This is a genomic window from Neptuniibacter marinus (genome assembly GCF_965223595.1).
GTDB lineage: Bacteria > Pseudomonadota > Gammaproteobacteria > Pseudomonadales > Balneatricaceae > Neptuniibacter > Neptuniibacter marinus.
The window spans coordinates 2,731,704-2,745,520 of the sequence record NZ_OZ245004.1; the positions used below are offsets into that span (position 1 = coordinate 2,731,704).

Here is a 13,817-nt window from a genome sequence, read left to right on the forward strand (position 1 = left end):
ACATTGAGTGCATCTTTATACTGCATCAACGAAGAGTTTTAAATACAATCTCTCCCCCATATTATTTTTACCGAATAAGATTTGAGGTCATTATGGAATTAAAACATCTGGCGATTCGCGAACTGGTTAAGGAATCGGAAGAGTCCCCCGCACGGATCACCGACCGCGGTGGCATAATCCCTATCGCCTCTCCGATCGCAACCCAGTTGTTTGAGACCCTTAACGCCGCCTTCAGTCGCCGCTCAAGTTTAACCCATGGTTCCTTTAACACTGAGAACGAAGAGAGTTACCCATTTATATCTGCGTTTGAAGAGTTTGTCAGCCAAGAGTGGGATGAAGCTGTATTCGCCACATTGGTTGATAAAAGCATGTCCCAGTTAGCGACGGCTATCAACAATCCATCTGCCCATAATGCCAATGGTGGATACGTTCTTTTCTCCCTATATGCCAGCGATCGTTATGAATATTTACTGATAGCGCTTGTCCGAGACAAAGCCAGTATAGGATTTGACAATGATCTCCATCCGACAGAAGTGATGGAAGTTAATCTGGATCAACTTCACCAGGCAGCGCGTATTAATATCAGCACCTTTCGCAAAAAGCAGGATAGCTATCTCAGCTTTATTGGTAGCAAAGAAAAAGGGGAGATTACTCACTTTTTCTCCACCGCATTTGGCTGTACCGATGTCACCCCATCACGTAAATCAACAGGTGAACTTATCCGCGCGACACGAGACTTCTGCAATCAAAATAATATGAGTGACCGTAAAGAAGAGGTCGTGGAAGACGTCGTCAGCTATTTATCAAAACAGCGTTCCGAAAAGGAATCAGCCAATCTGAATGAGATAGAAAATCTATTCGATGCCTACATTCCCCCAGAACAGGCAGAAACCGCAGCCGGCACCTTTGGACAATTTGCGAATAAAGGCCCCTATAACGTCAGCCAAGAGTTCCAACCTCATACCAGTACAATTAACCGCTTTGCCAAGCTTAAAGTTAAAGCGGATAACTGGAGTGTAGACTTCACTAAACGTAATTTTGGCGAACTTAACTCAGGTAAAGATATTGAATTCGACGAAGATAATAATCGCATTATTATTAGTCGCTTACCCAGTAAAGTCATTAACCAACTGCGTGAAGCCCTAGAACAGGACGATTAAGAACCTTTCAGGTGATGTAACTGTAAAACCACTCACAGTTACATCATCCACCCTACCCATAAAGACACGCTTACAATTGAAGCTAATGTAGAAAGCACCACTGTAAGCGATGTTTCCTTCTCCTTTACGTCATATCGTAACGCCATAACATGCGCTAAGGCCCCAGTAGGCAGCGCAGCTAAGAAAACAGCAGCCAATAACCAGTTATGATCATTAAGCCCTGCCATCCGGAAAATAACTAAGGTAAGCAGCGGATGAATAAATAGTTTAACGACCACCAACCATACTAACTCCGCTTTACTTTGCTGTAGCGCTTTAAACTCCAAACTTGCTCCTAAACAAAACAGAGCAACCGGTACGGTTGCAGGTGCCAACAGATCCAAAGCATTGACAATAATAACCGGGAACTCAAGGGCTAATGCGGAAACTAAAACACCAAAAAACGTTGCTAAAAAGATAGGGCTACGTAAAAGAGATTTATCCAGAATCGCCAACAGTTGCTTAAACCCGCGACCATCCTGACGCTGGCTCTCAATAAGAAATTGAGTGCTGCCAATCTGGAATAGATTACCCAATAAGATAATGCTCACCATCGCCCCATAAGCTTCCTCTCCCAGCAAACCAAAAACCAGAGGAATACCCATATAAGCATAGTTAGAAAAGGTACCGTTTAATGCTCTAAAAACTAACACCTCCCGATCTTTCTCTTTAAAGAAAAAAACACATCCAAATACGGCAGCTAAAGCAGTTAACGTAGCGGCAAAAAGAAAAGCAAGCAGATACCAAGGTTGAAATAAACTATCAAGTGAGAGTTTATATACAGAGTTAAATAGCAGCGCGGGTACCGCAAAATAATAAACAAACGTGTTGAGTGGGGCTAACGAATATCCTGCCATAACAGTTCGCTTACCCAAATAGCCAAGGCCTATAAGAATAAAGAGGGATAGAATCGTTTCGATACCGGCCATAGACCTACACTACTCGCGTTCGCTAATTGGGGAATCAATTAGATCAATTTGTTCAACCAAGGTCTATACATCATCCCGTAATATCTTCCTATTACTCTCCTAAACTGACTCTTTAACTTTATTCGTTTAGGAACTAATATTTATTTTTTGTGCAGTGCAGCAAAAATAGTATTGACTTGGTCAAAAAACAGACTAGAATAGAACCCATATTGTGCAGCGCACAAGAACCTTAAGGAGAATTATTATGACGAACCCTGTTGATTTCCAGAAATCATTCGATGCCCTTCAATCTCTCATGAACTTGCAGGCTGCAGCGATCACAAAATCTATTGAACAGCAGAAAAAGTCTGGCGAACAGCTAACTTCTTTCTTCAAAACTGAAGCAGAGAAAGCTAAAGAGCTTAAAACTCCAGAAGAGCTAATCAAGTTCAACATGGAAGCAAACAAAGCGCTTTTCGAATTACTTAAAGGCCAAGGTGAAGCATTCACCTCTATCGCGAATGAAACACGCGAAGCTGCAATGACTGAACTACAGTCTATTGCAAAGTAATTGAATTGTTAGCAAGAAAAAAAGCCGAGCCCATGCTCGGCTTTTTTTTCCTTGTAAGAACCCACTATCATCTGTAACTTCATTAACTAAGTAATAACTTATCTAGGTCGTACGAGGGTTAGCCGTGCTTGAGGAAATTCTACTAGCAAGACAGCCAATTTTGGATGTTAACTACGAAACAATCGGCTATGAACTCTTATACCGCGATGTTAACGGCTGCCCTCCAGGTGAACTCTTTGATGCCACCGCTGCCACATGCCAAGTACTTATTAATGCATTCACCGGCGTTTTACATAAAGGACAGATGCGTATTCTTCCAGCCTTTATGAACGTAAATGAGGACCTTCTCTTCCACGAACTCCCCAGCTTCGCCGCTGATAACGTAGTTCTAGAGATTGTTGAAGATGTTCCAATTAACAAGGATACAATCGCGAAAGTCAGAGAACTATCGAAGAAAGGGTTCAAAATAGCTCTCGATGATTTTGTTTGGAACAATAAGTTTGAAGCCATTATGGATACAGTTGATATTGTAAAAATTGACGTGCTCAAGCTTAAAGGCAAGGCGCTTTTTCATACATTAGAAAAACTAGCACCTTATAACGTCACGCTCCTAGCTGAAAAAGTCGAATCTATCGTCGAATTTCATCGCTTTCGTAAACTTGGATTTAAGTTATTCCAAGGCTACTTTTTTGCCTATCCTGAAATTATTGAAGGACAACGAGTGAGTGGTAGTGAGCTAGTGATGATGGAGCTTCTATCTGAGCTAAACAATCCTGATGTAACGCCTGAAAACCTTGAAAAGATAATTTCCAAAGATCCTCGTCTCGCCCTGCGCTTATTAAAAATAGTTAATTCAGCCACATTCTCATTACAACGATCGATCTCTACAATTAATGAAGCAATTATTTTACTAGGCCTAGCTGAATTGAAACGCTGGGCAGTCGTAGTCTCTCTGTCTGGCAATTTAGATATTCCTGACGAGCTCTGTCGTGAACTGCTTATTCGTGCCAAGATGTGCGAATCTATGGCATCATATTATAATTCAGAACCCGGCTTATCCTTCTTAATGGGCATACTATCAGGGGCCGACGCCTTATTTTCTATTCCCATGATCGAGTTAAATAACCATATACCTATTAGCGATGCGGTTAGTGACGCTCTACTACATAGGGAAGGTGAACTCGGTCTTATGCTAAACGATGTGATCAGTTTTTCTCATTACCAATGGGATAAACTCTCTGGCCAAGTCAACGAAAATCACTTATTAAAATCTCAAAATAACGCTATACAATGGGCATTAGAGAGTCAAAAAGCTGCATCAATTTAAAGAGACACAGCAAAACATATACATCTAAAACCGACCGTCCCTGACTATCATTAATCTCACTATCCCTTTTTGCTCACCTACCCTAGAATAAAGGTATCACTATATCTTAGATAGGACGTCACCATGAGTATTTTTGTCACCAGCCTTGGTGCCACTGACAATGAACTGTGCGCTCCTATATGCCATTCAATACTTAATCAAATGAGCCCGAAAGGATTCAAGTTTAGGGGTATTCCAGCGGTAGAACCCCAAATCATTCTAGAAAAGAATCAAGTCAGCTTTACATTAAGCAGCTGCTACCTTAAGACTACTCCTATAATATTTGATTTTTCTGAAGCTGATCTATTTTTAGAGATTTATAGACAAGAGAAAAAAGTTTCAAAAGAGCTACAGATGCAGGTAAAGAAAAAAATAGACGAGTTAGAAAAGCTAGCAACAGGCGACTGTGTTCACAGTAAAAGTTGTGCACATTGCGTTATGACCTCAGTCAACCGTGATCTATTCCTCTAAGCTGCATTAACCCAATACACATTTTCGATGCCTAAAATAAATGCGTTTTTTATTAAATTATCCAGCATTTAGCATAGATACTTCTCTGTCGACTTAACCCGTTATATTTAATTATCTGGTTTATCTACCACAAAAATACATACATCTGTTTCATTTCATAAAACCTAGCCAGCACAATTGTGACTGGAGACGTTATAAGAAATCAGTAAGCATCAATCGAAAAAAACTATTTCACCCCACAGTAAAATTGAAAGGTAAGTTTCCAGCATAAAATTTACAATGTTACTTGATAGAAGATCATACAATTCTGGTATAATTGCCGATTGTTTTTGATTTTTTGTTTCGGAGCATAAACGAAAAATATGACTGAAGAAGAATTAGTCAGTCGTCTCTTTGCACTATCTACAGAGCAATTGGACGCTTTACAGAACAGTCTATTAGATAAAATTCGAGACAAGGACGCCAAACGAGAGCGGCTCAAGAAGCTTCCACCGCGAACATCCAATGATTTGGAAGCACTCGCAGATATGCAAGATTTGGATTTGAGCTCACTATTACGTGATGTAAAACGCTATTCATAATAGTTTAACTCTTAAAAGTATTGCCGATTAAACTTGGGCTTTAACTGAGTAAAGCCCTCATTTACTGATTTCACAGATTATATACAGGACATATATCAATGAGTCTTGCTGATAAAGTATTGGCCGTTAATAACGATCTTCCTATTCGCACAGATCAACCAATCCATAGCGGTAAAGTTCGCTCGGTTTACTGGTTAACTGAGGCTGATAGCAAACGCCTTATTAAAGAAAAAGGCTACGATGTCGCAGCTGATGCGCCGTTGGCTATTATGGTTATTAGTGACCGCATATCAGCCTTTGAATGTATCTGGCATGGAGAAGGCGGAATGAATGGTGTACCAGGAAAAGGTGCAGCCTTAAACGCTATATCCAACCACTGGTTTAAGCTCTTCCGTGAACATGGTCTTGCAGATAGCCATATATTAGATATTCCACACCCTTTTGTTTGGATCGTACAAAAAGCAAAACCTGTCATGATCGAAGCTATTTGTCGTCAATATATCACTGGGTCAATGTGGCGCTCTTATGCAAAAGGCGAGCGTGAGTTTTGTGGAATTGAAATTGCTGACGGCCTAAATAAAGACCAAAAGCTACCGGAGCTTCTTATTACTCCATCAACTAAAGGAATCCTTACCGGCATTCCCGGTGTCCCTGAAGTAGATGATGTTAATATCACACGAGATGATATCAGCAATAATCACGAAGCTTTCCAGTTCCGTAACCAAGATGATATCGCCCAATACGAGAAACTACTCAAAGAAGGTTTCGATGTTATCAGTAACGCACTTGCCGAGATTGATCAGGTATTCGTCGATACTAAGTTTGAATTTGGTTATGTCACGGATGCTGCAGGTAAGGAAAAGCTGATCTACATGGATGAGGTCGGTACACCTGATTCATCGCGTATATGGGATGGCCCTTCCTATCGCGAAGGCAAAGTAGTTGAAAATTCTAAAGAGGTATTTCGCCAAGAACTGCTTAACTACTTCCCCGATCCAGATATTCTTTTGAATAAAGAGCGTATGGATGAGCGTTATGCTCTAGCTAAAGATAATGCCTTACCTGAAGCCTTACTAATGAAGGTCTCTAAAACTTATGTAGGTATCGCAGAAAAGATTATTGGTCAACCACTGACACTTTCAGAAAACCCGAAAGCAGAAATTATCGAAATTTTACGTAAAGATTACGGATTGATCGATTAAACAAGCTTGATACACAAACATCTAAAACGAGCAGTTATCTACACTGCTCGTTTTTTTTAACTAACTCGTACACAGTTTTTCCCTTCATGTTTGGCCTGATACATGGCTTGGTCTGCACGACTAACCCAATGCTCAATACTTTCATTATGCTTATACTGAGCTACACCAAAACTACAGGTTACCGGCCTAGGTAATCCAAACTGATGCTGACAGATCTTTAATCGAAACTTTTCTGCTATTTTATGCGCTTTATCAAGATCCGTTTCAAGCATAATAAACAGAAACTCCTCTCCCCCCCAGCGTCCAAAACGATCGGTTTTACGCGACATCCCTGAGATCAATTTAGACAGTTTCACTAGCACTTTATCACCAACATCATGACCTAAACTGTCATTAATCTGTTTAAAATTATCTATATCAAAAAACATGACAGAGAGTGACCAATTATGCCGCTGTGCTAATTCAGTAAAGGACTCTAATTCAGAACGTAATTTATGACGACTAAAGATACCGGTTAAAGCATCCTTTTCTGCTATAGTTTTCAACATCTTATTGTAAGATATCACTTGTATATAGCGATATAGCCCCAACAAAGCTAGTATGACACTCACCCCTATCACGATCCAAATAGTGGTGTAATCAACCGTATGCTTATACTCCACAACCAACCAGCGGTTAATAATTGCATCACGCTCTTCAGGGGTTATTTCAGCAATCGATTTATTCAAAATACTCTGCAGATAAGGTCTATCATTTCTTATCGCAACACTAAAATCCCAGCTATCTCGCAGCTCATCATTGATCACTATATCTGCTATCTGAAACTCTTTAGCTATATGAGCAATATTCGCGCCTGCGCCTACAAATCCATCTATAGTGCCTGCTTGCAACAGGCGCAGTCCTTCAACCACATGATCTACACTTAAGATTTTAAGATTAGGGTATCGAATCGGCAGGATCTCTTGGAAAGCTGATTTCTCAATGACACCTAAGGTCATTTCAGGTAAGTGCTTTTTATTTTCATCGGCCTTCACAGCAATAATCGCAGGCACACTCAAATAGGGTCGCGTAAAATCAAGATACTGGCTTCTCTCTACCGTTTGCATGGCACCCGCTAAAAGATCACACTCTCCAGTGCGAATTTTTTTCAACGATTGCTTCCAAGTAATAGAGGGTACTATTTCATACTCAAGACCTACATTACCCATTATCAACTGTAGGTAATCAGCAAGCATACCCTGATATTTCCCTTGCCAATAAGATTCAAAAGGATGCCAATCCGGATGAACACATACTTTCACTTTAGGGTTTTCATCAAGATAGCTTTGCTCTGCTTGGCTTAACCTATACATATTACTGAGCGGGCGATAGATAAAATCAGAGAAATCGTAGCCTAAAAAAATACTCCCTGTAATCAGGTATACCTGCGCCATCTCATTAAACTTATTGATCGAAAGCGTGCCAAAATTACCATTATTATCAAAGGCTAACTTTCTAAGCTCTTCTCCCTCATAAATCAACGCAGATAAAGACTTATCTTGAGAGTTATAATATTTAAAAATAACTTCCGCCGTTTCTTCTATATGCTCAAATGCATAAAGCCAGCCTCTAATAGAAGCGCGATAAAAACGGTCTGTAATTTCAGGATTTTTTTCTACAAACTCCCTAGAAGTAAACAAAATATCTGAATACATATCAAAACCATAATCTTTAGGATGTATGGTGTTGTACTCCACTCCCTGTTTTTCCAAGTGAAAAGGTTCATTCGATATATAGGATGCCATAGCATCGGTTTTACCATTAATAAGATCTTCGGGGTTGTAACTATGTTCTTGCTGATTAAAGTCAGAAACGGTGATGCCCGCCTGCAAAAGCATCGCAATGATCTCTCCAACCTTTTTAGCGTCGTTGGTGATCATGACATTTTTATTTTTCAGATCGGAAGAGAGAAGAATATTGGAATCTTTACGAGTCAAAAGCATTAACGGAGACTGTTGATAAGCCGCAAACAGCGCAACCACATCCGCTCCCGCATTTTTATCAATTAACAATGAGGTACGCGCTATACCAAACTGGCTCTCACCCTGTATAACTTCATCAACAAGATCAAGGTTAAAGTCATACTCTTTCAAACGGACATCTAAATTCTCTTCGGCATAGAAACCCTTTTCTATAGCCATATAGTAACCAGCAAATTGAAACTGATGCTTCCACAACAACCGAACATCAATAGCATCTTTAGCTGAAGCCAAGCCACTTAACAATATGAACAATACGCTGGCAAACAGTAACCGCATAGATAACCCTTAGAATAAAAACTCTGCACTTCAGTTTAGATCAGGAATATGAAGTTGGAACGACAAATTAGATGAAAAACTCTACGTATTTTCTATAATGGAACAAAAAATCGGGATACAACCTTATTTATATTATTTAAGCGATGAACTGAGTACTTCAATGCATTCTTCAGACTGTACACTGATCGGATGAATGCGCTATATGCTGAGCTTGAGCAGGCAATTATCCCACTAATACAATGGTTGCAAACAAAACTTTCTAAAGCACCTAGCATTGAATTTCTGTCTGGAGCCGAAAAGACTCCGTTATCGAAACAATAATCCGACAATGGCTTATTTTACCACCATTAACACTACAACAATGACCTAAGTTCCCTTTTGTCGCTTCAATAATAACGACGCCATTCTCTAGTTAAGCAGCTTGCCTTGGAAGCAGACTTCCTTTTAGGAATACTCGACTTTACCTAACTTCCCACCTATGAAATCACTACTTTTAATTCTAGCATTTTAGAAATGATAAGGCCCGCCCACCCACTGTTTCCAAACCATTCTATTCAGCCAATGAGGAGAGAAAAACATTAGCTACAGGAAAGTCAGTAATAGATTGAGAGACTCTTCGCTCAACAGAGGTATTGAACAACGACTCCACCTTACAGGTTGCAACTATAGAAGATTCAATAATACACAACGTATGTAATTTACTCTGTATATCATTTTGCAATCAGCAACTCTACTGCCGCTTTCAAAGTCGCCTCATCACAATCAATACAGGTTCCTTTAGGCGGCATAGCACCTTTGCCCACAACAACCGTTTGTACCATCACATCCATGCCCTGCGCTATACGCGGCTCCCATGCTGCACTATCTCCGGGTTTTGGCGCCCCGCCAACACCCGCAACATGACAGCCTTTACAGTGTTTATCATAGATCACTTGACCCTCTGCGTGTACATAGGAGATAGATGACAATAGCACTAAACCAATTAGCCCTAGTGTTTTACCCATTACGATTACCTCATTTGAAATAGATGAACCCGCTTGAAAAAATATCCGTCCAAAATCCGACCTAATTCCACAGACCCAATACTCAACTATTAGCACTAAGAAACCATTAACCTGAATCAAAAAGTAGCCGTAAAATCTATTCGTTATAAAAGCTAGGATAAGTAACAGCTAAACTCGCGCAGGCATTCATATTGCGATTGATGGTTTTGGTAGAGATTATTACGGACTCAGTTATTTAAACCAATTAGCGGTCAATTACCTTAAAGCCGATAAAAGTTTTACCGCTGCCATAGCTTCCGATTCAATGAATACTGATGTGTTGACATGATTATCACTTTAGCTAAAAGGCTAGGATTGATAGTAAGTGCAGAAGGGGGCGAAACGATTAAACAGCCTGAACATTGAGCACAACTAGATATCTAATTTCATCAAGGCTGACTCTACAATAAAGCCTCAACCTCAAAGACTTAATCACGCATATTGAAAACCATGCAATGTATATAAAATAAAGTGACGCCAACCTTAGTGCCATAAAAAAGCGGCTATAAAAGCCGCTTTTTTAAGTTTGATGGTCACTAAGCTTATGCGCTTAATTCCAACAGTAACTTATTAAGACGAGCAACATAAGTCGCGGGATCATCCAATTGTGCTCCCGCGGCTAAACCAGCCTGATCAAATAAAACCAAAGCAAGATCAGCAAAGCGATCTTCATCAGCTTCTTTATCAAGTTTCTCAATCAACGGATGTTCAGGATTTACTTCAAACGTTGGCTTGCTATCAGGAACCGCCTGACCTGCTGCTTCCATAATCTGACGCATCTGCAGACCCATATCTTGCTCACCTAACACTAAGCAAGCAGGTGAATCCGTCAAACGAGTAGTAATACGTACATCAGCAACTTTGTCACCTAAGCTTGCTTTCAAGCGCTCAACTAACCCTGAAAGCTCTTTAGCCGCCTCTTCCTGAACTTTCTTCTCTTCTTCAGTCTGAGTATCATCCAGATCAAGCTGACCTTTAGTTACATCTTGGAAAGCCTTCTCATCATAGTTATGCAGCTGGCTCATCATCCAATCATCAATACGATCGGTCATTAGCAGCACTTCGATTCCTTTCTTACGGAAGATCTCTAAGTGCGGGCTATTTTTAGCCGTGTTGTAGTTATCAGCAACCACAAAGTAGATCTTATCCTGACCTTCAGGCATGCGAGAGATATAATCATCCAACGATACATTCTGCTCTTCGCTACCCGTATGAGTTGAAGAGAAGCGCATTAACTTAAGAATTTTCTCGCGGTTAGTATAATCTTCCGCAGGGCCCTCTTTCAGTACCTGACCAAACTCTTTCCAGAAAGATGCATATTTTTCAGGATCATTTTTGCCTAATTTGATCAACATATCCAAAACACGCTTAGTCAAAGCAGAGCGTAATTTGTCAACGTTTGCATCTTTCTGCAGGATTTCACGTGAGACGTTAAGTGAAAGGTCTTTAGTATCAATTACACCTTTCATAAAGCGAAGGTATAGCGGCAAAAACTCATCCGCTTGATCCATAATAAAGACACGCTGCACGTAGAGCTTTAAGCCGCGTGGCGCTTCACGGTTCCAAAGGTCATAAGGTGCGCGCTCAGGAACAAACAGCAGGCTGGTGTACTCCATATTCCCTTCAACACGGTTATGGGCCCATGTAAGTGGGTTCCCGAAATCGTGGGATATATGCTTGTAAAACTCCTGATATTCCTCTTCAGTAATATCAGATTTATTACGTGTCCACAACGCAGTAGCGCTGTTCACGGTTTCATCTTCAAGCTCAACAGCCTTATCTTTTTCTTCTTCGCCTTCTTCATCAAAATTAGGTGTTGCTTCTTTCTGCATAACAACCGGGATAGAGATATGATCTGAATATTTACGTACTAGACCACGTAAGGCAAAACCATCAGCAAAACTCTCTTCACCTTCTTTAAGGTGCAGAACAATACGTGTACCACGCCCCTCTTTCTCCACATCGCCAATGCTAAACTCACCTTCGCCTTCTGAAGCCCAGTGCACACCCTCAGCTGCAGGAAGGCCAGCTTTGCGCGTGAATACCTCTACGCGGTCAGCCACAATAAAAGAGGAATAAAAGCCAACACCAAACTGGCCGATCAACTGGCTATCTTTAGACTGATCACCCGTTAACTGAGAAAGGAATTGTGATGTACCTGATTTTGCAATCGTACCTAAGTGCTCGATCACTTCATCACGGCTCATACCAATGCCGTTATCTTCAATTGTTAAGGTTTTTGCTTCCTTATCAAAGCTAATATTGATTTTAAGGTCGCCATCATTTTCATACAGAGATCCATCCGATAATGCTTCAAAGCGTAATTTTTCAGCGGCATCTGACGCATTTGAGATTAATTCGCGGAGAAAAATATCTTTATTCGAATAGAGGGAATGAATCATCAAATGAAGCAACTGCTTCACTTCTGTCTGAAAACCATGGGTTTCTGTACGAGTTTCGGTAGTCATTAACACTTATCCAATATGTCGATTATCACAAGAAACAGTGCTTTGCTGATAAACAACAAAGCAGCCTATGAAAACAATATTGGGACGTGAGAATTCATTTCAAGCGTAACAAGCAGCTTTTTTAATCTCCAGCACTCATCATTAAGGTTTTTAAGGTCGACGATTTAAACTCACGTCGATAGAGCACATAGACAACACCTGCACTCAAGGCCATGAATAACCATGGGTTAATAAACCAACCGAGAATAGCCAAACAAAAATAATAGGTACGTAAACCCACATTAAAATTATTTGCTGCCATCGATGTCATTTTCGCAATACGGTTCGCATGAGCTTCCGTTTGCTGCTCAGATACATGCTCTTCTGGTAAAGGTGCTCCCCCCACCATAATTGAGACGAAACCGTACTGACGAAGGCTCCACGTAAATTTAAAAAATGCATATACAAACAGAATAATCATCAACAAAATTTTGAGTTCCCACTCCGCGCTCGTTGCTTTAGATGCAAAAGGGATATCAGAAACCACATCGATAACTTGCTGTGTTGAGCCTAACACTGTCATTAAACCAGCGACTATTAGCATTGTCGTGGAGGCAAAAAAGGAGACTCCCCGTTCAAGGTTCGCAATCGCCGTAGTATCAGCAATACGCACCTCACGAGTCAGCATTCTTAGCATCCACTCCTTTCGATACATATGCAAAAGGCTCGCTAAACAGGGCGTTTCATAACTCTTTTTACGGGCATAATGCATATAACCTTTGAAGCAGACTAAAAACCAAATTAAGGCGATAATATTGAGCCAGTTATCTTGAAAAAATTGGTAAACCGATCCCATAAGCAAAGCCCCAACATAAAATTAATCGTGCAATCTAATACAACTCATTGTAAAACAAGTAAGAATCAAAAGAATACATGATTTTATTTGATCCTGATTTCGTCCCACACGTTCATTGGAAACTAGCAGCAATGTATATAGATCTTCAAGCACTAATCATCGTGACTTTATTTGCCTACCTTTTTTATCATTGGTGGCAATCACAAAAAGTAAAAGAGGTCGCTCTAAATCGTATTCGCAAACAGTGTAAAGAGCTTGATCTTCAGTTACTCGATGACAATATTAATTTAAGTGCTTTTTGGTTAAAACGGGCAGCTGATGGCAAGATAAGAATCTGGCGTTCTTATAATTTTGAATTTTCTTCGACCGGTGAAGAGCGCTACTCTGGCCGAGTTACTACTTTAGGCTATCAAATAACGGATGTACATTTAGATCCGCATATTCTCCACTAAAAGAAATGATAAAGCCCAGTCTATTACAAATTTCAGGCACAAAAAAAGCAAGACCTTAGCCTTGCTTTTTCTTACTAGAACTTACTAAGCATTAGATCTTAGTGATGTTCTCAGCCTGTGGGCCTTTCTGGCCTTGAGTTACAGTGAACTCAACTTTCTGACCTTCAGCTAAAGTTTTGAAACCGTCGCCTTGAATCGCAGAGAAATGAGCGAAAACGTCTGGGCCATTTTCCTGCTCGATGAAACCAAAACCTTTTTCTTCGTTAAACCATTTAACTGTACCAGTAGTAGACATAATAGTAGTCCTATTCTTTCAGAGTAATTTTTTGCCTCATAAGAGACGGATTGTGCTAGAAGTGTTGCGATTACTTATGAAAAACAGGACGAGGTACTGATAAGACTTCGTAATGGTGTGCATAAATAT

Annotated in this window: 15 protein-coding genes; 8 read left to right on the forward strand and 7 right to left on the reverse strand. The window is 40.3% G+C overall.

The annotated features are described in order from the left end of the window. The first annotated feature begins 92 nt into the window (after nucleotides 1–92). Complete coding sequence (locus ACOQOE_RS12920) at nucleotides 93–1,160, forward strand: nucleoid-associated protein (RefSeq protein WP_420554195.1); 1,068 nt, start codon at nucleotides 93–95, stop codon at nucleotides 1,158–1,160. A gap of 38 nt (nucleotides 1,161–1,198) precedes the next feature. Here the strand turns inward: ACOQOE_RS12920 and ACOQOE_RS12925 are convergent, their stop codons facing one another. Further along, nucleotides 1,199–2,128 (reverse strand): AEC family transporter, encoded by a 930-nt coding sequence (locus ACOQOE_RS12925; protein ID WP_067863716.1) that lies wholly within the window; start codon nucleotides 2,126–2,128, stop codon nucleotides 1,199–1,201. 244 nt (nucleotides 2,129–2,372) lie between these two features. On the opposite strand from ACOQOE_RS12925, the gene ACOQOE_RS12930 reads away from it, so the two are divergent. The 5 genes from ACOQOE_RS12930 to ACOQOE_RS12950 all read left to right on the forward strand — a co-directional run bounded on the left by ACOQOE_RS12930 (nucleotide 2,373) and on the right by ACOQOE_RS12950 (nucleotide 6,298). Further along, entirely contained in the window at nucleotides 2,373–2,678 is a 306-nt protein-coding gene (locus tag ACOQOE_RS12930) for a hypothetical protein (protein WP_067863713.1), read from the forward strand. 124 nt (nucleotides 2,679–2,802) lie between these two features. Further along, on the forward strand, nucleotides 2,803–4,005 hold the full coding sequence (locus ACOQOE_RS12935; RefSeq protein ID WP_067863708.1) for an EAL and HDOD domain-containing protein: 1,203 nt from the start codon (nucleotides 2,803–2,805) through the stop codon (nucleotides 4,003–4,005). 123 nt (nucleotides 4,006–4,128) lie between these two features. Beyond that, complete coding sequence (locus ACOQOE_RS12940; protein WP_420554196.1) at nucleotides 4,129–4,515, forward strand: hypothetical protein; 387 nt, start codon at nucleotides 4,129–4,131, stop codon at nucleotides 4,513–4,515. 362 nt (nucleotides 4,516–4,877) lie between these two features. Then, nucleotides 4,878–5,096, forward strand: a complete 219-nt coding sequence (locus ACOQOE_RS12945) for a hypothetical protein (RefSeq protein WP_067863702.1) — start codon at nucleotides 4,878–4,880, stop codon at nucleotides 5,094–5,096. A 98-nt stretch (nucleotides 5,097–5,194) separates the two neighbouring features. After that, the gene (locus tag ACOQOE_RS12950; protein ID WP_067863699.1) at nucleotides 5,195–6,298 is read left to right on the forward strand and encodes a phosphoribosylaminoimidazolesuccinocarboxamide synthase; all 1,104 of its coding nucleotides are present in this window, start codon (nucleotides 5,195–5,197) and stop codon (nucleotides 6,296–6,298) included. Nucleotides 6,299–6,354: 56 nt separating this feature from the next. On the opposite strand, the gene ACOQOE_RS12955 is transcribed toward ACOQOE_RS12950, so the two are convergent. From ACOQOE_RS12955 to ACOQOE_RS12965, 3 genes are all read right to left on the reverse strand, one after another. Next, complete coding sequence (locus tag ACOQOE_RS12955) at nucleotides 6,355–8,595, reverse strand: diguanylate cyclase (protein ID WP_420554197.1); 2,241 nt, start codon at nucleotides 8,593–8,595, stop codon at nucleotides 6,355–6,357. Between the two features lie 550 nt (nucleotides 8,596–9,145). Further along, nucleotides 9,146–9,316: a hypothetical protein gene (locus ACOQOE_RS12960; protein ID WP_420554198.1), complete on the reverse strand. Its 171-nt coding sequence runs from the start codon at nucleotides 9,314–9,316 to the stop codon at nucleotides 9,146–9,148. Continuing rightward, complete coding sequence (locus tag ACOQOE_RS12965) at nucleotides 9,306–9,599, reverse strand: c-type cytochrome (RefSeq protein WP_420554199.1); 294 nt, start codon at nucleotides 9,597–9,599, stop codon at nucleotides 9,306–9,308. Before ACOQOE_RS12965 ends, ACOQOE_RS12960 begins: the two co-directional genes overlap by 11 nt. A 196-nt stretch (nucleotides 9,600–9,795) precedes the next feature. On the opposite strand from ACOQOE_RS12965, the gene ACOQOE_RS12970 reads away from it, so the two are divergent. Further along, nucleotides 9,796–9,927, forward strand: a complete 132-nt coding sequence (locus ACOQOE_RS12970) for a hypothetical protein (RefSeq protein WP_420555483.1) — start codon at nucleotides 9,796–9,798, stop codon at nucleotides 9,925–9,927. Between the two features lie 253 nt (nucleotides 9,928–10,180). Here ACOQOE_RS12970 and htpG read toward each other — a convergent pair whose 3' ends face one another. Next, nucleotides 10,181–12,106: a molecular chaperone HtpG gene (gene htpG, locus ACOQOE_RS12975; RefSeq protein ID WP_067863690.1), complete on the reverse strand. Its 1,926-nt coding sequence runs from the start codon at nucleotides 12,104–12,106 to the stop codon at nucleotides 10,181–10,183. A 121-nt stretch (nucleotides 12,107–12,227) separates the two neighbouring features. Next, nucleotides 12,228–12,941 carry a DUF599 domain-containing protein gene (locus ACOQOE_RS12980; protein WP_067863687.1) on the reverse strand — a complete coding sequence of 238 codons (714 nt, stop codon included), beginning with the start codon at nucleotides 12,939–12,941 and terminating at the stop codon, nucleotides 12,228–12,230. A gap of 77 nt (nucleotides 12,942–13,018) precedes the next feature. On the opposite strand from ACOQOE_RS12980, the gene ACOQOE_RS12985 reads away from it, so the two are divergent. Continuing rightward, nucleotides 13,019–13,393 carry a DUF3301 domain-containing protein gene (locus ACOQOE_RS12985; RefSeq protein ID WP_231867933.1) on the forward strand — a complete coding sequence of 125 codons (375 nt, stop codon included), beginning with the start codon at nucleotides 13,019–13,021 and terminating at the stop codon, nucleotides 13,391–13,393. 91 nt (nucleotides 13,394–13,484) lie between these two features. Here ACOQOE_RS12985 and ACOQOE_RS12990 read toward each other — a convergent pair whose 3' ends face one another. Next, nucleotides 13,485–13,691, reverse strand: a complete 207-nt coding sequence (locus ACOQOE_RS12990; RefSeq protein WP_067863684.1) for a cold-shock protein — start codon at nucleotides 13,689–13,691, stop codon at nucleotides 13,485–13,487. Between the last annotated feature and the right edge of the window lie 126 nt (nucleotides 13,692–13,817).

What these genes read in the sequence shown, in the direction of transcription:
- ACOQOE_RS12920 (WP_420554195.1), top strand. Translation starts at nt 93, where the DNA reads ATGGAATTAAAACATCTGGCGATTCGCGAACTGGTTAAGGAATCGGAA.
- ACOQOE_RS12925 (WP_067863716.1), bottom strand. Translation starts at nt 2,128, where the DNA reads ATGGCCGGTATCGAAACGATTCTATCCCTCTTTATTCTTATAGGCCTT.
- ACOQOE_RS12930 (WP_067863713.1), top strand. Translation starts at nt 2,373, where the DNA reads ATGACGAACCCTGTTGATTTCCAGAAATCATTCGATGCCCTTCAATCT.
- ACOQOE_RS12940 (WP_420554196.1), top strand. Translation starts at nt 4,129, where the DNA reads ATGAGTATTTTTGTCACCAGCCTTGGTGCCACTGACAATGAACTGTGC.
- ACOQOE_RS12945 (WP_067863702.1), top strand. Translation starts at nt 4,878, where the DNA reads ATGACTGAAGAAGAATTAGTCAGTCGTCTCTTTGCACTATCTACAGAG.
- ACOQOE_RS12950 (WP_067863699.1), top strand. Translation starts at nt 5,195, where the DNA reads ATGAGTCTTGCTGATAAAGTATTGGCCGTTAATAACGATCTTCCTATT.
- ACOQOE_RS12955 (WP_420554197.1), bottom strand. Translation starts at nt 8,595, where the DNA reads ATGCGGTTACTGTTTGCCAGCGTATTGTTCATATTGTTAAGTGGCTTG.
- ACOQOE_RS12965 (WP_420554199.1), bottom strand. Translation starts at nt 9,599, where the DNA reads ATGGGTAAAACACTAGGGCTAATTGGTTTAGTGCTATTGTCATCTATC.
- htpG (WP_067863690.1), bottom strand. Translation starts at nt 12,106, where the DNA reads ATGACTACCGAAACTCGTACAGAAACCCATGGTTTTCAGACAGAAGTG.
- ACOQOE_RS12980 (WP_067863687.1), bottom strand. Translation starts at nt 12,941, where the DNA reads ATGGGATCGGTTTACCAATTTTTTCAAGATAACTGGCTCAATATTATC.
- ACOQOE_RS12985 (WP_231867933.1), top strand. Translation starts at nt 13,019, where the DNA reads ATGATTTTATTTGATCCTGATTTCGTCCCACACGTTCATTGGAAACTA.